Source organism: Thauera aromatica K172, from assembly GCF_003030465.1.
GTDB lineage: Bacteria > Pseudomonadota > Gammaproteobacteria > Burkholderiales > Rhodocyclaceae > Thauera > Thauera aromatica.
On record NZ_CP028339.1, the window covers coordinates 2,861,985 to 2,885,177 of the forward strand.

Below are 23,193 nucleotides of genomic sequence, written 5' to 3' on the forward strand. Positions count from 1 at the left end.
AGCACACGCATCCCTCGCCAGCGTGAACACGTTGTACGAAGAGCGCGATTCTAGCACAGCGCACGGTTCCGCCCCGCAGGAGCGCGGAAGCCGCGCCCCCTCCCCGCCGGGGACACCGCCGATGTGCTCCGGGCCGCCCCCATCGTGTGGCCGGAAAAGGATTCGCGATAAAAAAAGACCGCCCGGGGGAGGAACTCGGCCTCGGCTCGTCATATCCTATGATCAACAGATCCGGCGCCGGCAGGGTGGGCAAACCGGACCCCGTCGCACAAGGCGGCTGACGCAGCAAACGTTGTTTCTTGGCGGTTGCGATCGATCGGCACCGCACTTCGCTCGGACAGGAGACTTCCATGACCATCTTCAACGCCTACCAGGCCCGCTTCGAGGCTGCCCGCGAGGAGGAGATGTCCCTCCAGGAATATCTCGAACTGTGCCGCGCCGACCGGATGGCCTATGCCACCGCGGCGGAACGGATGCTGGACGCGATCGGCGAGCCCGAACTGGTCGACACCCGCCTCGATCCGCGCCTGTCGCGCATCTTCTCCAACAAGATCCTCAAGCTCTACCCGGCCTTTCGCGACTTCTACGGAATGGAAGAGGTCATCGAGAACATCGTGGCCTACTTCCGCCACGCCGCCCAGGGCCTGGAAGAGAAAAAGCAGATCCTCTACCTGCTCGGCCCGGTCGGCGGCGGCAAGTCCTCGCTCGCCGAAATGCTCAAGAGCCTGATCGAGAAGGTTCCTTTCTACTCCATCAAAGGTTCCCCGGTGCACGAGTCCCCGCTGGCGCTGTTCGACGCCACCGAGGACGCCCACATCCTCGAAGGCGATTTCGGCATTCCGCGCCGCTACCTCGACACCATCATGAGCCCATGGGCGGTCAAGCGCCTGCACGAATACGGCGGCGACATCACCAGATTCCGCGTCGTCAAGCTCAACCCCTCGGTGCTGCGCCAGATCGCAGTGGCCAAGACCGAACCCGGCGACGAGAACAACCAGGACATCTCGTCCCTGGTCGGCAAGATCGACATCCGCAAGCTCGAGCAATACTCGCAGGACGACCCCGACGCCTACAGCTACTCCGGCGGGCTGTGCCTGGCCAACCGCGGGTTGCTCGAGTTCGTCGAGATGTTCAAGGCGCCGATCAAGGTTCTCCACCCGCTGCTCACCGCCACCCAGGAGGGCAACTACAAAGGCACCGAGGGCTTCGGCGCGATTCCCTTCGACGGCATCGTGATGGCGCACTCGAACGAGTCCGAATGGGTCGCCTTCAAGAACAACAAGAACAACGAAGCCTTCCTCGACCGCATCTACACGGTCAAGGTGCCGTACTGCCTGCGCGTCTCCGACGAGATCCGCATCTACGAAAAACTGCTCGTCCACAGCTCGCTGTCCGAAGCGCCCTGCGCCCCCGACACGCTGAAGATGATGGCGCAGTTCGCCGTGCTGTCACGCCTGAAGGAGCCGGAAAACTCGAGCATCTTCTCCAAGATGCGGGTCTACGACGGCGAAAACCTCAAGGACACCGACCCCAAGGCCAAGAGCTACCAGGAATACCGCGACTACGCCGGCGTCGACGAAGGCATGACCGGGCTGTCTACGCGCTTCGCCTTCAAGGCCCTGTCCAAGGTGTTCAACTTCGACCACCGCGAAGTCGCCGCCAACCCGGTGCACCTGATGTACGTCCTCGAGCAGCAGATCGAAGCCGAGCAGTACCCGGCCGAGACCGAAGCGCGCTACCTGGGCTACATCAAGGAATACCTCGCCCCGCGCTACGCCGAGTTCATCGGCAAGGAAATCCAGACCGCCTACCTCGAGAGCTACTCCGAATACGGCCAGAACATCTTCGACCGCTACGTCACGTATGCCGACTTCTGGATCCAGGACCAGGAATTCCGCGACCCCAACACCGGCGAGATCCTCGACCGTGCAGCGCTCAACGAAGAGCTGGAAAAGATCGAAAAACCGGCCGGCATCAGCAATCCAAAGGACTTCCGCAATGAAGTCGTCAACTTCGTGCTGCGTGCCCGCGCCAAGCACGACGGCCGCAACCCGAACTGGACCTCGTACGAAAAACTGCGCGCGGTGATCGAGAAGAAGATGTTCTCCAACACCGAGGACCTGCTGCCGGTGATCAGCTTCAATGCCAAGGCCAGCGCCGACGAGCAGAAGAAGCACCAGGACTTCCTCAACCGCATGATCGACAAGGGCTACACCGAAAAGCAGGTCCGCCTGCTGTGCGAGTGGTACCTGCGCGTGCGCAAGTCGTCTTGACCGCACCCGGGCCCTGCGGGGTTTCACCGCCCCGCAGGGCCCGGCCGGTCCAAGGGAGGCAGCATGGTCCGCATCATCGATCGACGCTTCGACAGCAAGAACAAGAGCGCGGTTAACCGTCAGCGCTTCATGCGTCGTTTCAAGCAGCAGATCCGCAAGGCGGTGTCCGAGGCCATCCAGGGTCGCTCCATCCGCGACCTTGACAACGGCGAACAGGTCTCGATTCCCGCCCGCGACCTTTCCGAACCGTCGCTGCACCACGGCCGTGGCGGCGTGTGGGAGCAGATTTTCCCCGGCAACGACCAATTCAACGCCGGCGACCGCATCAACCGCCCGCTCGGCGGTGAAGGCGGTGGCGCCGGCAAGGGCAAGGCCAGCAACGAGGGCGAGCACGAGGACGACTTCGTCTTCCAGCTCTCGCGCGAGGAATTCCTCGACCTCTTCTTCGAGGATCTCGAACTGCCGCGCCTGATCCGCACCCAGCTCGCCAAGGTCACCGACTACAAGACCCAGCGCGCCGGCTTCAAGTCCGACGGCACGCCGGCCAACATCAACATCATCCGCTCGATGCGCGGCGCCCTCGGCCGCCGCCTCGCGCTCGGCTCGCCCTACGCCGCACGCATCCGAGAGCTGCAGCAGGAACTCGACGAAGCCCTCGCCCGCCTCGGCGAAGACAGCGACGAAGTGCGCGCGCTGCGCGAAGAACTCGCCCTGCTCCGCGCCAAGATCGAACGCATCCCCTTCATCGACAGCTTCGATCTGCGCTACAACAACCGCATCAAGGTGCCACGGCCGAGCACGCGGGCGGTGATGTTCTGCCTGATGGACGTCTCCGGCTCGATGGACGAAGAGCGCAAGTCCATCGCCAAGCGCTTCTTCATGCTGCTCTACCTGTTCCTCACCCGCACCTACGAGCACATCGAAGTCGTCTTCATCCGCCACCACACCGTCGCCAAGGAAGTCACCGAAGACGAATTCTTCCACTCGCGCGAATCGGGCGGCACCGTGGTCTCGAGCGCGCTGGTGATGATGCGCGACATCCTGCGCGAGCGTTACACCAGCGGCCAATGGAACATCTACGGCGCCCAGGCCTCCGACGGCGACAACTGGGACAACGACTCCCCCATCTGCGGGCGGCTCCTCGGCAATGAAATCCTGCCCTGGTGCCAGTACTTCGCCTACGTCGAAATCACCGCCGGCGACCCGCAGAACCTGTGGCGCGAATACACCAAGATCGCCGCCGGGCACGACAACTTCGCCATGCAACGCATCGAAACCCCGGCCGACATCTACCCGGTGTTCCGCGAACTGTTCAAGAAGACCATCGCATGAAAGCGACGACCCCCAAGGAAGGCCGTAGCCGCCGCAAGGCGCCCCTGCCGATCGGTTCGGAATGGACCATCGAGGCGATCGAGCGCTATCACACCGAAATCGCCCGCGTCGCCGCCGATTTCCGCCTCGACACCTACCCGGTGCAGATCGAGATCATCACCGCCGAACAGATGATGGACGCCTACGCCTCGGTGGGGATGCCGGTGAACTACCACCACTGGTCCTTCGGCAAGCATTTCCTCTCCACCGAAAAAGGCTACAAGCGCGGCCAGATGGGCCTGGCCTACGAGATCGTGATCAACTCCAACCCCTGCATCGCCTACCTGATGGAAGAAAACACCCTCACCATGCAGGGCCTGGTGATCGCCCACGCCGCCTACGGTCACAACAGCTTCTTCAAGGGCAACTACCTGTTCCGCACCTGGACCAACGCCGACGCCATCATCGACTACCTCATCTTCGCGCGGAACTACATCACCGCCTGCGAAGAGCGTTACGGCGAAGAAGAAGTCGAGCAAGTCCTCGACTCCTGCCATGCCCTGATGAACTTCGGCGTCGACCGTTACAAGCGCCCCCCGCCGCTGTCGCTGGCCAAGGAAAAACTGCGCCAGCAAGAGCGCGAGGAATACCTCCAGAGCCAGGTCAACGACCTCTGGCGCACCCTCCCCGTCCACGACACCCAGCCCGGCCCCCAGGCCGAACGGCGCTTCCCGCCCGAGCCGGAAGAAAACCTGCTCTACTTCATCGAAAAGAACGCTCCCCTGCTCGAGCCCTGGCAGCGCGAAGTCGTGCGCATCGTGCGCAAGATCGCGCAGTACTTCTTCCCCCAGCGCCAGACCCAGGTCATGAACGAAGGCTGGGCCACCTTTTGGCACTACACCCTGCTCAACCGGCTGTACGACGAAGGCCTGCTGTCCGACAGCTTCATGCTCGAATTCCTCCAGTCGCACACCAACGTCGTCTACCAACCGCCTTACAACAGCCGCTGGTTCAACGGCATCAACCCCTACGCGCTGGGCTTCGCGATGTGGCAGGACATCCGCCGCATCTGCGAGCACCCCGACGACGAAGACCGCCACTGGTTCCCCGACATCGCCGGCAGCGACTGGCTCGAAACCTTCGATTTCGCGATGCGCAACTTCAAGGACGAAAGCTTCGTCGCGCAGTACCTGTCGCCCAAGGTCATGCGCGACTTCCGCATGTTCGCCGTGCTCGACGACGACCGCGAAGACAAGCTCCAGGTCTCCGCGATCCACGACGAAAACGGCTTCCAGCGCGTGCGCGACATCCTCTCCGACCACTACAACCTCGGCGCCCGCGAACCCTACGTCCAGATCTGGAATGTCGATCTGCGCGGCGACCGTTCGCTGACCCTGCGCCACCAGCCCTACCGCCGCCGTCCGCTGGGCAACAGCACCGACGAAGTCCTGCGCCACCTCGCGCGTCTGTGGGGGTTCACCGTGCGCCTCGAAACCGTCGACGAGCACGGCCACGCCGAACTCTCGCACGAAATCCGCGTCGACCGCCGCCACGCTCCGCTCCCCTGACCCCCCCGGCCAAGCGCCCCTGCAGCACAGCGCGCCCCGGACGCCGAACGGCCACTAGCGGATCGGTCGCTGAGGAGGTGTAATGCGCGGATCGCGCTGGGCTTCGATCAGCCACCCGTTGAAAACCCCACGGGCGGCATCGATTGTTTCACTGGCGGTCAGCCCCACCGGACCGATGCCTTCGCGGGCAAGCCGATCGGCGGCGGCACCATGCAGATGGACGGCGGCCAGCAGGGCTGATTCGGCGGGCCACCCCTGGGCCAACAAGCCCACGACCAAGCCGGTCAGGACATCGCCCATGCCCGCGGTCGCCATGCCGGGATGGCCCGTGCCATTGATGAACCAGCGCTCGTCGGGTGTGGCGACGATGCTGCCGCAGCCCTTGAGCACGACCAGGGCACGGTGGCGGCGGGCGATTTCGAGCGTGGCATGCAGACGGTCGCCCTGCACGCAGGCGGTGTCGCAGCCGAGCATGCGGGCCGCTTCGGCCGGGTGCGGCGTGAGCACGCTGGGAGCTTCGCGTGCGGCGAGCGCGGATTGCAGCGCGACGTCGGTGCCGATCAGATTGAGGGCATCGGCATCGAGCACGAGCGGAACGGGACGCCCGAGCGCAGCGGCAAGCAGGCCTTCGGCCGCAGGCTGAGTGCCGAGGCCGGGGCCGACGGCGAGCGCACTGAGGCGCTCGGGCAGGGCGTGGGCGCGGCGCAGCATCAGCTCGGGCTGGGAGCAATCGACCGAAGGCCCATGCTCGTCGAGCAGGCCGACATAGACGCGCCCGGTACCGAGCCACAACGCGGCACGCCCGGCCAGCAGCGCGGCACCGACCATGCCGGTGTTGCCGCCGAGGATCCCGGCATCGCCATGGTTTCCCTTATGGGTGTTGCGCGCACGCGGGCGCAGATGGGCACGGAACAGCGCCGGGCGAATGGCCTGGCCGCGCACCGGAACCCACGCGGGGGCCTCGATATCGAGGCGCTGGACGCTGATCTCGCCACAGTAATCGGGGCCGTCATTGGTGAGCAGGCCGGGCTTCAGGGCGATAAAGGTGGTGGTATGCGTCGCCCGGAAAGTGGTCCCCAGCGGCTGGCCGGTATCGGCGTCGAGGCCGCTGGGAACGTCGAGCGCCATGCGCGGCGCCGGCTGCGCGTTGAGGGTATCGATCCAGCCCGCGTAGCGTCCTTCGATCGGGCGGGCGAGGCCGATGCCGAACAAGGCATCGACAACCAACGCCCAGCCGCTGGCCGGAGCGGCAGGCAGATCGGAGACGATCGTACCGCCGGCGGCAAGGTAGTCCGCATGGGCCTTGGCCGCCTCGGCGGGCAGACGCTCCGGCACGGCGGCGAAGGCGACCACGACTTCGCGGCCCGCCTGGGTGAGCTGGCGGGCCATGACAAAACCATCGCCACCATTGTTGCCCGGGCCGCAGGCGATGAGGATCGCCCCCGGACGGTCGAGAATGAGGCGGACGGCGTCCTCAGCGGCGGCCCGCCCGGCGCGCTCCATCAGCGGCGGCTTCGCACTGGGAACGAGCTGGTCTTCGATCTCACGGATCGCACGAACGGGATAAATGGGCTGGGCAGTGGAGAACATAAAGATCCTGGCCGGTGGATTTTGTGCAGGATTGTAAAACCTCGACCGTCCGGTCGAGTAAACATTGCTGCAATACCAAGCGCATCCTCCCTGCCGCCACAACGCCAGCCACCGCCGGACGGCTGCGCAGCGAAAACCGCCGCTGCCGCCTTACCGGCAATGCACTGGCCCCGGGGCACAGCGATCAGCGCTTGACGCCCCCCTGCCCCCACCGCCATAATCCGCGCCCTCCTGCTGTTCCCGGCGCATCCGCTTGCGTCGCCGGACGTCGGTGGCGAGAAGCCTTGGTGGTGAAATTGGTAGACACGCTATCTTGAGGGGGTAGTGTCGAAAGACGTGCGAGTTCGAGTCTCGCCCAAGGCACCAACAAACCCGGCCCACGCCGGGTTTTTGCAGTCTTTCCCTTGCACACCCGGCAGCCCCACTTCCCCTCGCCCGCCAGCAATACCGGGCGAGCGCTCTTCAGGCTTAGGCTTCGACGTGGCGAAGCGACAGATCGAGGGCGCGGACGTCTTTGGTCAGGGTGCCGATGGAAATGCGGTCCACGCCGGTTTCGGCGATGGCGCGCACGCGCTCGAGATTGACACCACCGGAGGCCTCGAGCTCGGCGCGCCCGGCGGCGACCGAAACCGCTTCGCGCATGTCGTCGAGGCTCATGTTGTCGAGCAGGACCATCTTCACGCCGGCATCGAGCGCTTCACGCAACTGCCCCAGGTTTTCGACCTCGACTTCGATGAACACGTTGGACGGGGCGATCGCGCGGGCTTCTGCAACCACTTCGCGGATGCCCCCGGCGGCAATGATGTGGTTTTCCTTGATCAGGATTCCGTCATAGAGACCGACGCGGTGATTGGTCCCCCCACCGATGGCGACGGCGTATTTTTGCGCCAGCCGCAGGCCCGGCAGGGTTTTGCGGGTATCGACGATTTTGGCCCGGGTGCCGGCGACGGCATCGACGAAGCGGCGGGTAACGGTGGCGGTGCCCGAAAGCAGCTGCAGGAAGTTGAGCGCGGTGCGCTCGGCGGTGAGCAGCACGCGGGCGCGGGCGATGATGTCGCACAGCACCTGCCCGGCCTGTACCGTGTCGCCATCCTTGACATGCCAATGCACAACGGCCGCGGGGCTGAGCGCGGCAAAAGCGGCATCAAACCAGGCGGTGCCGCAGATCACTGCGTTTTCGCGGGTGATGACGCGGCCACGAGCCTCGGTGTCGGCAGCGACCAGGCGCGCGGTGAGATCCCCTGTGCCGATGTCCTCGGCGAGCGAGGCGGCGACGTTGCGCTGGATTTCGACGCGAAGCTGTTCGGAAAGCATGATCTCGGCCATGGAGTGAATGTGGGCGGGAATTCTAGCATCGACCTCGGCTTGCATCCGCCCGATGACCACTGCCGCCGAAAGCGAGGGGGTGCGGATCGTGCAGGCGCACAGCAAGCGGCCTGCCATGCATTATGACGCTCGACTGGCTCATCGGTCCGGTCGAATCCGTCATGGCCTACACCGGCACGCTCGCCCGCGACATCGAGGTGGAAGACTCCGGCGTCGCCGCCATCCGCTGGCGCAGCGGCGCCATGGGCACACTCAACGTCACCATGCTCACTTACCCCAAGAACCTCGAAGGCAGCATCACCCTCCTCGGCGAAAAGGGCACGGTGCGCATCGGTGGCGTCGCGGTCAACGAGGTCCAGCACTGGGAATTCGACGAAAAGCGCCCTGAAGACAACGAAATCCAGCACGCAAGCTATGCCACCACCAGCGTGTATGGCTTCGGCCACCCGCTCTACTGCGACAACGTGATCAACACCCTCCAAGGGAAGGCGGAACCCGAGACCGACGGCCGCGAAGGCCTCAAGAGCCTGGAACTGCTGATCGCCCTGTATCTCTCGGCACGCGATGGCAAGCGCATGTCGCTGCCGCTGGAATACTGAAATGGGCATCACCCTCCACCCCAGCGCCATCGTCGACGACGGCGCCCAGATCGGCGACGGCTCGCGCATCTGGCATTTCGCCCACGTCTGCGCCGGCGCCCGCATCGGCCAGGGAGTCTCCCTGGGGCAAAACGTCTTCGTCGGCAACAAGGTCGTCATCGGCGACCACTGCAAGATCCAGAACAACGTCTCGGTGTACGACAACGTCACCCTCGAAGAAGGCGTGTTCTGCGGCCCGAGCATGGTCTTCACCAACGTCTACAACCCGCGTGCCCTCGTCGAACGCAAAAACGAATACCGCGACACCCTGGTCAAAAAAGGCGCCACCCTAGCAGGGTGTTGATTTAATGCACTTTCCAGCATCTGCGCGGGCTCTACGGCTGATATAATTACGTCTGCATTTCTACAGCAATTATTCCCATGCGCGGCATCGACCACAAACAGAACGCCCTGTTCAGCTACGTCAATATCGAAGATCGAATTGCCCCCGATCATCCGTTGCGCCGGATCAAGACGCTGGCCGATATGGTTTTGCGCACGATGTCGCCGCATTTCGATGCGCTCTATGCCGAGGGCGGGCGCCCCTCGATTGCGCCGGAACGCTTGCTGCGCGCGTCGTTGTTGCAATGCCTGTTTTCGATTCGCTCGGAGCGCGCACTGGTCGAGCATATCGACTTCAACATGATGTTCCGTTGGTTCGTCGGCCTGACGCTGGACGAGGCGGTATGGGATCACTCGACGTTCAGCGCCAATCGCGAACGGCTGCTCAAAGAGAGCGTGATGCGCGAATTCTTCGGCGGCGTGGTGGCGATTGCCGAGTGGGCAGATCTGGTCTCGGACGAGCATTTCAGTGTCGACGGTTCGCTGCTGCGGGCGTGGGCCTCGCACAAGAGCCTGATGGCGCGCGACGGCTCGGACGAACCACCGGGGCCGGACCAGGGGCGCAACCCCGAGGTGGACTTCCGAGGGCAGAAACGCTCGAACAAGACGCACGTCTCGCGCACCGACCCGCAGGCCTTGCTGGCCAGCAAAGGCGGCGCAGGTGCCTACCTGAGCTTCACGACTCATGCGCTGGCGGAGAACCGCAATGGGCTGATCGTCGATGTGCATACCACGCAGGCCACGGGCACCGCCGAGCGCGAGGCCGCGCTGGTGATGGTCAAGCGCACCGTGAAGCCGGCCGATGCGACGCGCGAACCGACGCTGGCCGCCGACCGGGGGTACGACACCGCCGAGTTCATCGCTGCGCTTGAGCCGCTGGGCGTGCTGGCGCACGTTGCCGCCAAAACCAAGGGTAGTGCCGTCCCCGTGGCGCTCAAGGCCACGGAGGGCTATGCGGTCAGCCTGCGTCGTCGAAAGATGATCGAAGAGGCGTTTGGCTGGGTGAAGGACATCGGCACGCTGCGCCGTCTGATGGCGCGCGGGCTGGAAACGATTCGCGCGCATGCGCTGCTCAATTTTGCCGCCTACAACCTGACGCGGCTGGGTAATTTGCTGGCGCCGTAATCCGATGGCGCAAGCGCGCCATTCGTATTGCGGCATTGGATTGTTGAATACGTTGGCTTTGCAGCGACGGGAGCGCTGCTGAATTGCGGTTGCACAATCGGCGGGAAAAGCGGCTGGAATCGTCATCAGGGCGGCTTGGAACGGATCTTTTTCGCGTCGATTTTTTCCGGGGCGACTGGAAACCGCAGGTGACGGTGAGATTTTCAACACCCTGCTAGGCGCCAACTGCACGATTGTTTGTGGCGTAACCATTGGCGAATATGCCTTCATTGGTGGTAAGCGTCCGCCGCACCCACGGCCTCTTACGCTTGCGCAGCCGCTTGCTTTCTGATCGGCAGCAGTTCGTCGATGCGGCTATTGGGCCAGGTCGGTAGCTTCTCGAGCGTATCGGCAAGCCAGGTCAGCGGTTCGAAGCCATTGGCGCGCGCCGTGGCGAGCAGGGATTGAACCACGGCGGCACGCTTGCCGGCGGCTTCGGAGCCCGCAAACATCCAATTCTTCTTGCCCAGGGCGATCGGCCGGATGGCGTTCTCGATCGGGTTATTGTCGATCGGCCAATCGCCGCGACTCGCATAGCGCGCGAGCGCCGGCCAGCGCTTCAAGCTGTAGTCGATGGCGCGGGCGAGCGCCGCACCGTCGGCCACGGTCTTGCGGGTCTGCACCAGCCACAGGTACATCGCCTCCAGGCGCGGCTGCGCGTACTGCAGTCGCAGTTCGGCGCGCACCTTGACCGAAACGTCGCGGGCCTGCTCTTCGAGCGCGTACAACTCGCCGATGCGCGCGAGTGCCTCGGCCGCGACCGGGCTCTTGTTCGCCTGGTGAAGCTCGAAGTACTTGCGTCGTGCGTGCGCCAGACAGGCAAGCTCTCCGATGTCGCCACCGAACAGGGCCTTATAGCCCCCGTAGTCATCGACCATGAGCATGCCCTTCCAGCCTTTCAGGAAGGCCTGGGGGTATTGCCCGCCGCGACCGGGCTGGTAATCGAAGATGACGATGGGCGGGTCGGCATCGAGTGTGTTGCTGCGGTAGGCCCACAGATACGCCCGCTTGGTCTTGCCGCGCCCCGGATCAAGTTGTTCGACCGGGGTTTCGTCGGCATGCAACACGTTGCCTTCGCGCAGGCGCTCGATCAGGCGATCGCACAGCGGCGCGAGCGCCACCCCGATCCGCCCGACCCACTCGGCCTGCGTCGAGCGCGGTAGCGGCACCTCGCTGCGCGCGGCGATCTGCTCGATCCGGTACAGGGGCAAATGATCGACGAACTTGCTCACCGTCACCCACGCCAGCAGCCGCGGCGCAGCCATCCCGCCGTCGATGATCGCCGCCGGCACGGGCGCGGCCGACACCGTCTCGCAGCGCCGGCACGCGTACTGCGGGCGGATGTGGCGATGGACGAAGAATTTGGCCGGGATGATGTCGAGCTGCTCGGAGACGTCCTCGCCGATCTTGACCAGATCCTGCCCGCACTGACCACAGGTGCACGATTCAGGTTCGTGGCGATGTTCGATGCGCTCGAGGTGTGCCGGCAGCGCAGGCCGTCCGGCACGCGGGCGCCTCGGGCTCGCCGGCGGCGCCTCGGGCGGAGTCTCGCGCAGCGCTTCGAGGCGGGCTTCGCAGGCGGCCAGATCGGCCGCGAGCGTCTCGTCGAACAGATCCTTCATATCCGCCGCCCGGGCCTCACTGCTGGCGCCGAAACGCAGGCGCTTGAGCACGGCGATCTCATGGACCAGCGCTTCGATCTTGATCTTGCTCAGCTTGAGTTCGGCTTCGAGGCGGGTCACATCAGCCGCCTGCGCGACCCACCTCTGAACCTGCTGCACGAGCTCGGGCGGCAGGTCGAAAGCAGTCAGTTGCGCAGCGGAATCCATGCCGGAATTATACCCGAATAACGCGCTACATCCCAGCATCTACAAGGGTTTCAGGCTCTTTTGCGCAGCGGATCGTGGATGGTTTCGGCGCACCGATCACACCTGCCAGTGGGCCGGTGCCGCGGCGCTCAGGCGCTGCCACTCGACCCCCGCCACGAGCCACTGCCATTGCTCGGCCGACAGCGCAAACACCGCGTTGTCGGCACGGGGCCAGCTGAAGCTGCCCCGATGCAGGCGACGCTGACTCAACCACACCCCGGTGCCGTCCCACACCAGCACCTTCAGGCGCGTGCGCGCCCGGTTGATGAAGGCGTAGGCACTGCCGTCGCACGGGGCGCGCCCCAGGCTGTTCTGCAACCGTGCCGACAGGCCGTCGATGCCCAGACGCATGTCGATCGGCTCGACCGCCAGCCAGATCTGATCGGGCGAGATCATCACGGCGCCTGGTGCGCGAGCACTTCGGACAGCCACGACGCCGACGGCAGCGTAGCGAACTCCACCTTGTACGGCACCCGCTACGACGTCGAGCACGAGATCACGGTCACCGCCGGCGCCACCCAGGCGCTGTTCACCGCAGTCACCGCCTGCGTCCGCCCGGGCGACGAAGTGATCGTGTTCGAACCGGTGTACGACTCTTACGCGCCGGCGATCGAGCTAGCCGGCGGCACCGTCGTGCGCCTGCAACTCGCCGCCCCCGACTACCGCCCGGACTGGGCCGCCGTGGCCGCAGCGATCACTGCGCGCACGCGGATGATCATGATCAACACCCCGCACAATCCGACCGCCACGGTGTGGACGGCGGACGATCTCGACCGCCTCGCCGCACTCGTGCGCGACACCGCCATCGTCGTCGTCGCCGACGAGGTCTACGAGCACATCGTCTTCGACGGCGCCACCCACGCCAGCTGCGCCCGCCACCCGGAACTGGCCGCACGCAGCTTCGTGGTGTCGAGCTTCGGCAAGACCTACCACATCACCGGCTGGAAGGTCGGCTACATCCTGGCGCCGCGCGAGCTGATGGCCGAATTCCGCAAGGTGCACCAGTTCAACGTGTTCACCGTGAACACCCCGGTCCAGCTCGCGCTCGCCGACTACATGAGCGAGCCTGCGCGCCACACCGGCCTGGCGGCGTTCTACCAGGCCAAGCGCGACTTCTTCCGCGACGCGCTCGCCGACACGCGCTTCGAGCTGCTGCCTTCGCGCGGCACTTATTTCCAGCTCGCCCGCTTCGGTGCAATCTCCACCCTGCCCGACACCGCCTTCTGCGAATACCTGACCCGCGACATCGGCGTCGCCGCGATTCCGCTGTCGGCCTTCTTCGCCGACGGCCGCGACGAGCGCGTGGTGCGCTTCTGCTTCGCCAAGACCGAAGCCACGCTCGCCGCCGCCGGCGAACGCCTGCGCCGGGTCTGAACGCCGCCGCCCGCGCCGCCCACCGGACCACCCACACCGCAAACCGCCCGCCCCATGTTCGTACAACCGATTCCCACCCTGCGTCGCGAGGCCGACACGCTCGTCATCCTCGACCAGACCCTGCTGCCGTTCCGCAGCGCAACCGTCGCCCTCGCCTCCCTCGAAGCCGCCGCCGACGCGATCCGCCACATGCAGGTGCGCGGCGCGCCGCTGATCGGCGCCACCGCGGCCTTCGGCGTCGCTCTCGCCCTCGCCCGCGGCCGCGCCGACGACGCCGTGCTCGAACACGCCCTCGCCGTGCTCGGTGCCACCCGCCCGACCGCGGTCAATCTGCACTGGGCACTGGCGCGCATGGCCGACGTGCTGCGCCCGCTGTCGGCGCCCGCCCGCTGCGCCGCGGCCTGGGCCGAAGCCGAGGCGATCCGCGCCGACGACGCCGCGACCTGTGACGCCATCGGCCGCCATGGCCTGGCGCTGATCGCGGCGATCGCCGCCCGCCGTCCCGGCCCGGTGCGCCTGATGACCCACTGCAACGCCGGCTGGCTCGCCACCTGCGGCGCCGGCACCGCGCTCGCCCCGGTCTACGCCGCCCAGGCCGCCGGCATCGCGGTCGAGGTCGTGGTCAGCGAAACCCGCCCGCGCAACCAGGGCCTGCTCACCGCCTGGGAGCTGCGCGCGGCCGGCGTGCCGCACACGCTGATCGCCGACAACGCCGCCGGCCTGCTGCTGATGCGCGGCGAAGTCGACCTCGTGATCACCGGCGCCGACCGTGTCGCCGCCAACGGCGACGCCGCGAACAAGGTCGGCACCTATCTCAAGGCGCTCGCCGCGCACGCCGCCGGCGTGCCCTTCTACATCGCTGCGCCGCATTCGACGCTCGACTTCGGCTGCCCGGACGGCCGTGCGATCCCGATCGAGGACCGCGGCGCCGACGAGGTCTGCCGCATCCGCGGCCTCGCCGCCGACGCCACAATCGCCGAGCTCAGCCTCGCCCCCCCCGCCACCCGCGCCGCCAACCCGGCCTTCGACGTGACCCCAGCCGCGCTGATCGCCGGCATCGTCACCGAGCGCGGAATCGCCGCCCCCGGGCACCTCGCCGCGCTCTACCCGGAGCAGGCACGATGAAGGCGGCGGCAATGAAAGCGGCCGATCTCCCGGCGCTGCGCGACGCCCTCCTCGACACGATGCGGGCGATGGGCGAAGCCCATCTCAACGTCGGCACCGCCGGCAACGCCAGCGTGCGCCTGGACGAGCCCCGTCCCGATGAGGGCGGCCACGGCCGCGCGCCGCGCATGCTGATCACCCCCAGCGGACTGCCGGTGCCGCGCTGCACCGCCGACGACATGGTGATCGTCGACGCCAACGGCAGCTCCCTCGGCGCCCTCGCTCCATCCTCCGAGTGGCTGCTGCACCGCGACCTCTACGCCGCCTTTCCCGCCGCCGGCGCGATCCTCCACGCTCACGCCCCATTCGCCACCGCGCTCGCCTGCCAGCGCCTCGACATCCCGCCCTTCCACTACATGATCGCGCGCTTCGGCGGGCCGACCATCCGCTGCGCGCGCTACGCCACCTTCGGCACCCAGGCCTTGTCGGACGCCGCGGTGGCCGCGCTGCACGAGCGCAACGCCTGCCTGCTGGCCAACCACGGCATGGTCGTGTTCGGCCGCGACCTCAGCCATGCGCTCGCGCTCGCGATCGAATTCGAAACCCTGTGCGAGCAGTACTGGCGCACCCTCCAGCTCGGCAACCCGGTGCTGCTGTCGGCGGCGGAAATGGCAGAGGTGATCGAGCGCTTTCGCTGGTACGGCAAGCCGCGCGGGGCAGGTACGGATTCGGATCATTGATGCTTGGCCGGGCTACGTGCCCTCGATCACCCGCGCCACATCAAATCGATCCCCACCGTTGGCGGGCGGGCTTGGTAAAAATGGGCAGCCCGAGTTCGACAGTTACGCTTGCAAGTGTTTGTTTTTGCTAGAGCGCACTTTCAAAAATGCCACTACAACAGCGCCAGCTGCTCCGGCACCGCTGGTTTTCCTATCCTTAAGGCATGAAGCACCTCGTTCTGCTCCGTGCTGATCGTCGACACCCCCGCCACCGGCTCGCCGCCGTTCAGGCGCACGCGGTGATGCTGAATGCGCTGCAGTTGCTCGAGCGCCCGCTCGGGCGTGTAACCCGCGTCGGCGGCCTTGAGGCGGCTACGCATCACCCGATGCAGGATCAGCGCCATGAAGCAGATCGACGCATGGGCGCGAATCCGCTCGGGCAGACGGTGATACACCGGGCCGATCTCGATCTCGGACTTGAGCACCTTGAAGCCGCGCTCGATGTCGACGAGCGACTTGTAGCGCTGAATCACGTTCTGGGCGGACAAGCCCTCGGCGTTGGTGACCAGGAGCAGCTTGCCGTCCATCATTTCTGCGAGACGCTTGGCCTTGTCGTCGATGGGGTAGCTGAACAGCTCCTCAGCCAGATCCACCTTGATGATGCGCGACAGGTGCGCCTCGCTGACCGCGTGGTAAAAGCGCGCCTTGGCGCCGCTGTCCGAGAGTTTGCGGCCCCGGTGCTTCACGCCTTCGTCCCGCTCGGTGAGCTTGCCCGTCCATTGGTCCGCCTGGCGGGTCAGCGCGTCGATAGACGAGTGACAAGCAGCCGCCGACACACTCAGCATTGATTACGGTGCCAAAAACTGCTGGCGGAATACGGAACTGAACCCACGTCCGTGTATGAGGTTCGTTAGGAAAGCACGGTTCTTGAGGACGCCCGCCTCTATCAAATGGCCGTTTTGCATCCTGAAAAACCGGTTGAACCAGCCCAAAATTGCGGCAGTCCCAAAATGGGACTACACTGTAACCAATGCGAGTCATTGCCGTGTCCACCCTTCGAGCATTTTGGGAACTGCACCCTGATGCCGAGCAGCCACTGAAGGCTTGGTACGAGGAAGCGACGCTCGCATCCTGGACCCAGCCCGCCGACATCAAAGCGCAGTACCGCAGCGCCAGCGTGCTGAAGAACCGTCGTGTGGTCTTCAACATCAAAGGCAATGACTATCGACTGATCGTAGCCATTGCTTACAAGTTACAGATCGTCTACGTGAAGTTCGTCGGCACCCACAAGGAGTACGACGCTGTCGACGCAGAAACCGTTGAAATGGCCTGACCGGCCACGGAGGAAAACATGGACATCCGCCCTATCCACACCGAAGCAGACTACAAGGCCACGCTCAAAGAGATTTCGGCCTTGATGGAGTCCGACCCTGATCTGGGCACGCCGGAGGGTGATCGCCTGGACATCCTAGCCACACTGGTGCAGGCCTACGAGGCCAGGCACGTTCCCATTACTGCGCCGGATCCGGTGGAAGCCATCAAATTCCGGATGGATCAGAGCGGGCTGTCCGTCAAAGATCTTGAGCCCATCATTGGCAAGAGCAACCGCGTCTACGAAGTCCTGAGCCGCAAGCGCCCGCTCACGCTGGCCATGATCCGCAGATTGCACAAGAGTCTGGGCATCCCGGCCGATGTGCTGATTGCGGAGACGGCTACAGGGTGATCGTCGAACCACGCACGTGGGGAACGCCACTCCTGCATTTGCAGACCGTCCAGCTCACGCGGTTCATCCCCACGCACGTGGGGAACGCTCTTGGTGGTGGTCTCGGTGTCACTGACCGCCACAACAGAGCCACCGATGATCGGCGTATAGAAGCCACTTGAACCAAGGCTATTTTCTGTAGTTCCCCGAGTAATGTCGCTCTGACACCAGGGCCTCCGCACTCGGTTTACATAATATGTCTATGGATTTAATCAATAAAATCAAGGCGCCGAGCGATATCGCCTGAATGTTTCTCTTAGCCGAAGCCAGCGAACTTTGGTTCCTTTTCCGCTCACTGCAATTCGGGCTCAGCGAGGAGTGTATTTAGTATCAGTTGCTTGGCGAGCGCTGGCGCGATGATGTTCGAGTGCGGAGGCCCTGCTCTGACGCTTACTCTCCATCCTCGCCGACCGCCGCATCGACCCCGGCCGCGGCCACATCGACGGTGGTCTCGACCACCGTCGCCCCGATCTTGACTGCGGTCACGCCGACGGTGACCACGGCGTCGGCCACCGCCACCACCGCGCAGCCCTGCAGCAGCACGGCCAAGGCCACGCCGACCAGCACCAGACCAGACCGCGGCACCGCCCCGCACCCGGGACGGGCGCTCGCCGCGACGGCGCTGCCGCGCCCCTCAGCCACGCCCGCCTTCGAGCACGCGCAGCAGGCTGGAGGTGTCCTCCCGCCCCCAGCCCGCGCCCATCAGCGCGTTGAGCTGTTGCCAGACCTGCGCCGCCACCGGCAGCGGCGCCCCGAGCCGGGCAGCCTCGTCCATCAGGAGGGCGAAATCCTTGTGGTGCAGGCGGGCCTCGATGCCGGCGCCGAAGTCGCGCTCGACCATGCGCTGCCCCATCACCTCGAGCACCCGCGACCCTGCCGAACCGCCCATCAGCGCACTGCGCACCGCGGCGACATCGACGCCGTGCACAGCGGCAAGGCGGACGGCCTCGGCGCAGGCCTGGATCGTGCTGACCATGATCATCTGGTTGCACGCCTTGGCCACCTGCCCGGCGCCGGGCGGGCCGATATGGACGATGCGCCGCCCCAGCACCGCGAGCAGCGGGCGCACCCGCTCCAGCGTCGCCGCCTCGGCGCCGGCCATGATCGCCAGGCTCGCCTCGTGCGCGCCCTGCGCCCCGCCCGATACCGGCGCATCGACCCAGCCCACGCCGCGCTCGGCATAGCGGGCGGCGAGCATGCGCGCGCTCGCCGGCGCGATCGTGCTCATGTCGACATGGACCGCGCCGGGGCTGAAGCCCTCGGCCAGCCCGTGCGCCCCGAACGCCAGCGCCTCGACATCGGCGCTGGCGGTGACCATGGTGATGACGACTTCGCTGCGCGCCGCGAGCGCGGCCGGGGTCGCGCACACTGGCACCCCTTCGGCAACGAACGCCGCCGCTTGCGGCCGCCGCGCCCACAGCGCGAGTTCATGGCCGGCAGCGAGCAGGTGGCGCGCCATCGGCGCACCCATCACGCCCAGCCCGATAAAACCCACTTTCATGTGATTGCCCCTGTTTTCGACCGTGACGGTTCGAACGCCACGGTCCGATCGTCACTCGCCCGCAGCGCCGCTCATGCGCTCGAGCAGCTTGAGCATGGCCACCGAATCCTCCTCGCCCAGGCCGCTGCCGACCATCGCCGCATACATCTGCGCCGCCGCCGCGGTCGACGGCAGCGCCAGGCCGAGGCGCTGGGCCTCGTCGAGGACGATGCGCATGTCCTTGTGGTGCATCCAGGCCTTGAACCCGGGGCGGAAGTTGCGCTCGAGCATGCGCTGGCCGTGGTTCTCCAGGATGCGCGAGGCGGCGAAACCGCCGAGCAGGGCCTCGCGCACCTTGCCGCCGTCGACGCCGCTCTTGCGCGCGAAGTTGAGCGCCTCGGCGACCGCGGCGACCCCGACTCCGGTGAGGATCTGGTTGCACGCCTTGGCGACCTGGCCGGCGCCGGCCTCGCCGACGCGGGTGATCGACTGCCCCATGGCTTCGAACAGGGGACGGGCGCGCGCGCAGGCCGCCGCCTCGCCGCCGACCATGATCGTCAGCGTGGCGCCTATCGCCCCGCCCTCGCCCCCGGAGACCGGCGCATCGAGCGCGGTGATGCCGCGCTGTGCCAGGCGCGCGGCGATCGACTGCGCCGCCGCGGGGGCGATGGTGCTCATGTCGATGTGCAGGTGGCCTGCGCCCGCCCCGTCCGCCACTCCGGACGGGCCGAGCACGACCTCTTCGACGTCAGGCGCATCGGCGACCATGCTGATCGTCACCGGCGCCCGGCGGGCGAGTTCCGCGGCGCTGGCGCAATCGCCCGCCCCGGCGTCGAGGAGGGGCTGCATCGATTCGCGCCGCCGGCTCCACACCTGCACCGTGTGCCCGGCCTTGAGGAGGTTGAGCGCCATGGGTCGCCCCATGAGGCCCAGCCCGATGAATCCGACATCCATTTTCCGCATTCTCCCTGGGTTCGCTCCGGCCCGCGTCAGGCTGGCCCCGCGGTCGGATCGCGGCCATAATCGCCGCCATGAAATACGGCGCAATCATCAAGGAAATCGGGCGGGGCGCCAAGGGCGCGCGCGCGCTCGATGCGGCCACCGCGGCCGCGCTGTTCGGCGACATCCTCGACGGCACGGTCCCGGCGCTCGAGCTGGGCGCGATCCTGATCAGCTTCCGCCTGAAGGGCGAGTCGCTCGACGAACTGGTCGGCTTCAAGCAGGCGATGGACGCGCGCACCGCGCAGCTCGCCGTGCCCGCGGGGCCGCGCTGCGTGGTGCTGCCGACCTACAACGGCGCCCGCCGCCAGCCCAACCTGATGCCGCTGGTGGCCCTGCTGCTGGCGCGCAGCGGGGTGCCGGTGCTGATCCAGGGGCGGCACGACTTCGACGCCCGGGTGAGCCCGTTCGAGCTCCTCGCTGCGCTCGAGTTGCATCCGGCCGCCGACCCGGCCGCCGCTTCGGCGCAGCTCGCGGCCCGGCGCATCGCCTGCCTCGGCGTGGACCAGCTGCTGCCGGGACTGGACGCGCTGCTCGCGCTGCGCCTCCGCCTGGGCGTGCGCGCCAGCGGCCACACCGTCGCCAAGCTGCTCGACCCCTGCCGCGGACGCAGCGTGCGGGTGGTTGCGGTAACCCATCCCGAATACCTCGAGCGGATGGACGCCTTCCTCCGCGCCGACCGGGCGCGTGCGATGCTGCTGCGCGGCACCGAGGGCGAGATCTACGCCAACCCGCGGCGCTGCCCGGAGATGAAGACCTATGTGGACGGTGAAGCGGCGATCGGCGTCGCCGCTGAAACCGGCGGCGCGCCTCCGCTCGAGACCCTCCCCGGCACGCCCTCTGTGGCCGACAACGCGGCGCTGATCCGCGCCATGCTCGCCGGCGACGTCCCGGTCCCGGGGCCGATCACCGCCCAGGTCGCGGCCCTGAAGGCGCTGGCGGAGAATTGAAGGCGGCGCGCGCCGGGGGAATGCGCCCCCGGCACGGCGCACCGGATGAGGAAACCGGGCGGGCAGGAAAGCGGACGCCCCGACGCTCAGTCCCCCAGGCGCCCGGCACGGTAGTCGGCGACGGCGCGGTAGATTTCCTGCTCGGTATTCATCACGAAGGGGCCGTACTGGGCGATCGGTTCGTTCAGCGGCCGCCCGGCGATCAGCAGCGCACGGGTTTCGACGCCTCCTTTCACAGCTTCGACCACCACGCCGTCGCTGCCGGCTTCGTTGCCGAGGATCGCCATGGTGCGCACCGGCACGGCGGTGCCGCCCACCGCCAGTTCCCCCCGGTAGACGTAGAGGAAGGCGTTGTGTCCGGGCGGCAGCGCCTGGCTGAACGTAGCCCCGGCCGGCAGCCGGAGGTCGAGGTAGAGCGGCGCGGTGGCCTCGCGGCTGACCGCGCCCTGCACGCCCTGGCTTTCGCCGGCGATCACGACCACTTCCACCCCGGCCGCGGTGGTAAAGCGCGGCAGCGCCGCGGCGGCGAAATCACGATACCAGGGGGCGCTCATCTTGTCCTTCGCCGGCAGGTTCAGCCACAGCTGGAAGCCTTCCATCCGCCCTTCTTCCTGCTGCTGCGGGATCTCGGAGTGGATCACGCCGCGCCCGGCGGTCATCCACTGCACGCCGCCGCTCTCGAGCAGGCCTTCGTGGCCGGCGCTGTCGCGGTGCAGCATGCGCCCGGCGATCATGTAGGTGACGGTCTCGAAACCGCGATGCGGATGGTCGGGAAAGCCGGCGATGTAGTCGTCGGCGCGGTCGCTGCCGAAAGCGTCAAGCATCAGGAAGGGATCGAGACGCTTTTGCAGCCCCTGGGTCAGTACCCGGGTGAGCTTGACCCCGGCGCCGTCGGACGTGGGCCGGCCGGTGACCAGGCGCTCGACCGTGCGCGGACGGCGAAGCGCCGCTGGCGGGGTCGGAAACGGATTCACGGCATTCATCAGCGTTCTCTCCTTGAGGTGGGGGGCGGGCGATCCCGCCCCATCCTTCATCGACCGGGGCGGGGGCGGCATCGAGCCGCTCCCCGCACCCGACCGCACAAGCCGCCGGGCGCCGCGCTCAGCTCAGCGCAGCGACGATGTCGGCCTCGGCTTCGGCGAAGCCCTGCTTCACCGCCTCTTCGCCCATGTTCAGGCCTTCGGCGTAGATGAAGCGCACGTCGGTGATGCCGAGGAAACCGAACAGGGTCTGCAGGTAGGGCGTCTGGGTATCGGCCGGGGTGCCGCGGTAACGGCCGCCGCGGGCGAAGGCGACGAACACTTTCTTGCCCCCGAGCAGGCCTTCCGGGCCGTTCTCGGTATAGCGGAAAGTGACGCCGACGCGGGCGATGGCGTCGATCCAGTTCTTGAGCTGGGTCGAGATGCCGAAGTTGTACATCGGCACGCCGAGCACGATGACATCGGCGGCCTGGACTTCGGCGATCAGCGCATCGCTCGCAGCCACGCGGGCGGCCTGCTCGGGGGTACGCTGTTCGGCGGGGGTAAACAGCGCCCCGAGCGCGGTCTCGTCGATCACCGGCGCCGGAGCGCGGGCGAGGTCGCGCTCGACGACTTCGGCCTGCGGGTTCTCCGCCTGCAGGCGGGCGACGATGTCACGGGCGATCCGGGTGGAGTTGCCGGCTTCGGAACGGGCGCTGCCGTTGATCTGCAGAATCTTCATGTCAAGTCCTCGCAAGGGTTGGGATCAGGTGGGGCTCAGTCTATTAGCGGAAACTGATTGCATTAAGCGGGCCGGACGAACATCATTGTTCCTTCCATGGAACAGATAGACCCCAACGATCTGCTGATCTTTGCCCGCGTCGTCGACGACGGCAGCTTCACTGCCGCCGCCGAGCGCCTCGGCCTGCCCAAATCGACCGTTTCACGCCGGCTCTCCCAGTTCGAGGAACGCCTGGGAGAACGCCTGCTGCTGCGCACTACGCGCCGGCTCAACCTCACCGAATTCGGCCGCGCGCTGCTCGAACACGCGCGCCAGGTCGGGGCCGAGGTGGAGGCGGTGGCCGCATTGGCCGAAAGCCGCCAGGTACAACCGAGCGGGCGACTGCGGGTATCGATGCCGAGCGACTTCGCCAACCTGCTCCTGACCGACATGCTGGCCGCGTTCTCGGCGATGCACCCGGCAGTGACGCTGGAGCTGGATCTGTCGCCGCGACGGGTCGATCTGCTCGGGGAGAATTTCGACATCGCCATCCGCCTCGGCGACTTGCCCGACGACACCCTGCTCGCCGCCCGCCGGCTGGCGGAATTCTCCTGGGGACTGTATGCGGCGCGGAGCTATCTGGCCGAAAACGGCACCCCCGAACGCCCGGAAGACCTCCACCGGCACCGTGCGTTACACCTCCAGGCACGCACCGGCGAACCCGCCGGGTGGACCCTGCTGCATGCCGACGAACGCTGGGAGGGCGTGCCGCCGGGCTCGATCACGGCCAACTCGCCCGAGCTGCTGATCCGCTTCGCCCGCGCCGGCGCGGGAATCGCCGCCGTGCCCGATTACTTCGCCGAACCTTACGTGCGGCGCGGCGAACTGCAGCGGGTGATGCCGGCGTGGAGCCTGCCGTCGATCACCGCCTGGGCGGTCTTTCCCGGGCGCAAGCTGATGCCGACCAAGACGCGCGCCTTCCTCGACATGCTGCTGGCCGCATTGGCGCGCTGAACCGCCCCCGACCGGGGCGCGCTGCGAAAGC

20 protein-coding genes, 1 tRNA gene and 3 pseudogenes are annotated in these 23,193 nt (G+C 66.7%); 14 read left to right on the forward strand and 10 right to left on the reverse strand.

Going from position 1 to position 23,193, the window contains the following annotated elements; genetic code table 11:
• The first annotated feature begins 350 nt into the window (after positions 1 to 350).
• The 3 genes from Tharo_RS13495 to Tharo_RS13505 all read left to right on the forward strand — a co-directional run bounded on the left by Tharo_RS13495 (position 351) and on the right by Tharo_RS13505 (position 5,152).
• A complete protein-coding gene (locus Tharo_RS13495; RefSeq protein WP_107221656.1) occupies positions 351 to 2,273 on the forward strand; it encodes a PrkA family serine protein kinase in 1,923 nt (640 codons plus the stop codon).
• Between the two features lie 63 nt (positions 2,274 to 2,336).
• Positions 2,337 to 3,605 (forward strand): YeaH/YhbH family protein, encoded by a 1,269-nt coding sequence (locus Tharo_RS13500; protein ID WP_107221657.1) that lies wholly within the window; start codon positions 2,337 to 2,339, stop codon positions 3,603 to 3,605.
• On the forward strand, positions 3,602 to 5,152 hold the full coding sequence (locus Tharo_RS13505) for a SpoVR family protein (protein WP_107221658.1): 1,551 nt from the start codon (positions 3,602 to 3,604) through the stop codon (positions 5,150 to 5,152). The genes Tharo_RS13500 and Tharo_RS13505 overlap by 4 nt, the downstream gene beginning before the upstream one ends.
• A 54-nt stretch (positions 5,153 to 5,206) precedes the next feature.
• Here the strand turns inward: Tharo_RS13505 and Tharo_RS13510 are convergent, their stop codons facing one another.
• Positions 5,207 to 6,742 carry an NAD(P)H-hydrate dehydratase gene (locus tag Tharo_RS13510; RefSeq protein WP_107221659.1) on the reverse strand — a complete coding sequence of 512 codons (1,536 nt, stop codon included), beginning with the start codon at positions 6,740 to 6,742 and terminating at the stop codon, positions 5,207 to 5,209.
• Between the two features lie 281 nt (positions 6,743 to 7,023).
• On the opposite strand from Tharo_RS13510, the gene Tharo_RS13515 reads away from it, so the two are divergent.
• Positions 7,024 to 7,108 (forward strand) — tRNA-Leu (locus Tharo_RS13515).
• Positions 7,109 to 7,210: 102 nt separating this feature from the next.
• On the opposite strand, the gene nadC is transcribed toward Tharo_RS13515, so the two are convergent.
• Positions 7,211 to 8,056 carry a carboxylating nicotinate-nucleotide diphosphorylase gene (gene nadC, locus Tharo_RS13520; RefSeq protein WP_107222434.1) on the reverse strand — a complete coding sequence of 282 codons (846 nt, stop codon included), beginning with the start codon at positions 8,054 to 8,056 and terminating at the stop codon, positions 7,211 to 7,213.
• A 134-nt stretch (positions 8,057 to 8,190) separates the two neighbouring features.
• On the opposite strand from nadC, the gene Tharo_RS13525 reads away from it, so the two are divergent.
• The 3 genes and pseudogenes from Tharo_RS13525 (at position 8,191) to Tharo_RS13535 (ending at position 10,173) form a co-directional block, all read left to right on the forward strand.
• A complete protein-coding gene (locus Tharo_RS13525) occupies positions 8,191 to 8,667 on the forward strand; it encodes a Gfo/Idh/MocA family oxidoreductase (RefSeq protein WP_281257403.1) in 477 nt (158 codons plus the stop codon).
• A gap of 1 nt (position 8,668) precedes the next feature.
• Positions 8,669 to 9,007 (forward strand): annotated as a pseudogene (wbpD, locus tag Tharo_RS13530) (UDP-2-acetamido-3-amino-2,3-dideoxy-D-glucuronate N-acetyltransferase); the annotation flags it as partial.
• 80 nt (positions 9,008 to 9,087) lie between these two features.
• Positions 9,088 to 10,173 carry an IS5 family transposase gene (locus Tharo_RS13535; protein ID WP_107220113.1) on the forward strand — a complete coding sequence of 362 codons (1,086 nt, stop codon included), beginning with the start codon at positions 9,088 to 9,090 and terminating at the stop codon, positions 10,171 to 10,173.
• 302 nt (positions 10,174 to 10,475) lie between these two features.
• Here Tharo_RS13535 and tnpC read toward each other — a convergent pair whose 3' ends face one another.
• Together tnpC and tnpB are read right to left on the reverse strand one after the other, a co-directional pair.
• On the reverse strand, positions 10,476 to 12,041 hold the full coding sequence (tnpC, locus tag Tharo_RS13540) for an IS66 family transposase (RefSeq protein WP_107219628.1): 1,566 nt from the start codon (positions 12,039 to 12,041) through the stop codon (positions 10,476 to 10,478).
• A gap of 96 nt (positions 12,042 to 12,137) precedes the next feature.
• The gene (gene tnpB, locus Tharo_RS13545; RefSeq protein WP_107219629.1) at positions 12,138 to 12,476 is read right to left on the reverse strand and encodes an IS66 family insertion sequence element accessory protein TnpB; all 339 of its coding nucleotides are present in this window, start codon (positions 12,474 to 12,476) and stop codon (positions 12,138 to 12,140) included.
• Between the two features lie 63 nt (positions 12,477 to 12,539).
• Between tnpB and Tharo_RS13550 the strand changes: the two are divergent.
• From Tharo_RS13550 to Tharo_RS13560, 3 genes and pseudogenes are all read left to right on the forward strand, one after another.
• Positions 12,540 to 13,454: pseudogene (locus tag Tharo_RS13550) on the forward strand (methionine aminotransferase); the annotation flags it as partial.
• A gap of 54 nt (positions 13,455 to 13,508) precedes the next feature.
• Positions 13,509 to 14,579 (forward strand): S-methyl-5-thioribose-1-phosphate isomerase, encoded by a 1,071-nt coding sequence (gene mtnA / locus Tharo_RS13555; RefSeq protein ID WP_107221660.1) that lies wholly within the window; start codon positions 13,509 to 13,511, stop codon positions 14,577 to 14,579.
• 11 nt (positions 14,580 to 14,590) lie between these two features.
• The gene (locus Tharo_RS13560) at positions 14,591 to 15,298 is read left to right on the forward strand and encodes a class II aldolase/adducin family protein (protein ID WP_245880902.1); all 708 of its coding nucleotides are present in this window, start codon (positions 14,591 to 14,593) and stop codon (positions 15,296 to 15,298) included.
• 152 nt (positions 15,299 to 15,450) lie between these two features.
• On the opposite strand, the pseudogene Tharo_RS13565 reads toward Tharo_RS13560, so the two are convergent.
• Positions 15,451 to 16,086, reverse strand: a pseudogene (locus Tharo_RS13565) (IS1634 family transposase); the annotation flags it as partial.
• Between the two features lie 236 nt (positions 16,087 to 16,322).
• Between Tharo_RS13565 and Tharo_RS13570 the strand changes: the two are divergent.
• The gene (locus Tharo_RS13570; protein WP_245880903.1) at positions 16,323 to 16,610 is read left to right on the forward strand and encodes a type II toxin-antitoxin system HigB family toxin; all 288 of its coding nucleotides are present in this window, start codon (positions 16,323 to 16,325) and stop codon (positions 16,608 to 16,610) included.
• An 18-nt stretch (positions 16,611 to 16,628) separates the two neighbouring features.
• Positions 16,629 to 17,000, forward strand: a complete 372-nt coding sequence (locus Tharo_RS13575) for a helix-turn-helix domain-containing protein (protein WP_107221662.1) — start codon at positions 16,629 to 16,631, stop codon at positions 16,998 to 17,000.
• Between the two features lie 429 nt (positions 17,001 to 17,429).
• Here the strand turns inward: Tharo_RS13575 and Tharo_RS13580 are convergent, their stop codons facing one another.
• The 3 genes from Tharo_RS13580 to Tharo_RS13590 are packed head-to-tail and all read right to left on the reverse strand — an operon-like array spanning position 17,430 to position 19,473.
• Positions 17,430 to 17,681, reverse strand: a complete 252-nt coding sequence (locus Tharo_RS13580; RefSeq protein ID WP_245880904.1) for a hypothetical protein — start codon at positions 17,679 to 17,681, stop codon at positions 17,430 to 17,432.
• Positions 17,674 to 18,540: an NAD(P)-dependent oxidoreductase gene (locus tag Tharo_RS13585; RefSeq protein ID WP_107221663.1), complete on the reverse strand. Its 867-nt coding sequence runs from the start codon at positions 18,538 to 18,540 to the stop codon at positions 17,674 to 17,676. Before Tharo_RS13585 ends, Tharo_RS13580 begins: the two co-directional genes overlap by 8 nt.
• 51 nt (positions 18,541 to 18,591) lie before the next feature.
• Complete coding sequence (locus Tharo_RS13590; RefSeq protein WP_107221664.1) at positions 18,592 to 19,473, reverse strand: NAD(P)-dependent oxidoreductase; 882 nt, start codon at positions 19,471 to 19,473, stop codon at positions 18,592 to 18,594.
• A 77-nt stretch (positions 19,474 to 19,550) separates the two neighbouring features.
• On the opposite strand from Tharo_RS13590, the gene ybiB reads away from it, so the two are divergent.
• Positions 19,551 to 20,468 carry a DNA-binding protein YbiB gene (gene ybiB / locus Tharo_RS13595; RefSeq protein WP_107221665.1) on the forward strand — a complete coding sequence of 306 codons (918 nt, stop codon included), beginning with the start codon at positions 19,551 to 19,553 and terminating at the stop codon, positions 20,466 to 20,468.
• A gap of 86 nt (positions 20,469 to 20,554) precedes the next feature.
• Here the strand turns inward: ybiB and Tharo_RS13600 are convergent, their stop codons facing one another.
• Both Tharo_RS13600 and Tharo_RS13605 read right to left on the reverse strand, forming a co-directional pair.
• Positions 20,555 to 21,451 (reverse strand): pirin family protein, encoded by an 897-nt coding sequence (locus tag Tharo_RS13600; RefSeq protein ID WP_107221666.1) that lies wholly within the window; start codon positions 21,449 to 21,451, stop codon positions 20,555 to 20,557.
• A gap of 118 nt (positions 21,452 to 21,569) precedes the next feature.
• On the reverse strand, positions 21,570 to 22,169 hold the full coding sequence (locus Tharo_RS13605; RefSeq protein WP_107221667.1) for an FMN-dependent NADH-azoreductase: 600 nt from the start codon (positions 22,167 to 22,169) through the stop codon (positions 21,570 to 21,572).
• A 96-nt stretch (positions 22,170 to 22,265) separates the two neighbouring features.
• Between Tharo_RS13605 and Tharo_RS13610 the strand changes: the two genes are divergently transcribed.
• Positions 22,266 to 23,162, forward strand: coding sequence for a LysR family transcriptional regulator (locus tag Tharo_RS13610; RefSeq protein ID WP_107221668.1), 897 nt, complete (start codon positions 22,266 to 22,268; stop codon positions 23,160 to 23,162).
• The last annotated feature ends 31 nt before the right edge of the window (positions 23,163 to 23,193 follow it).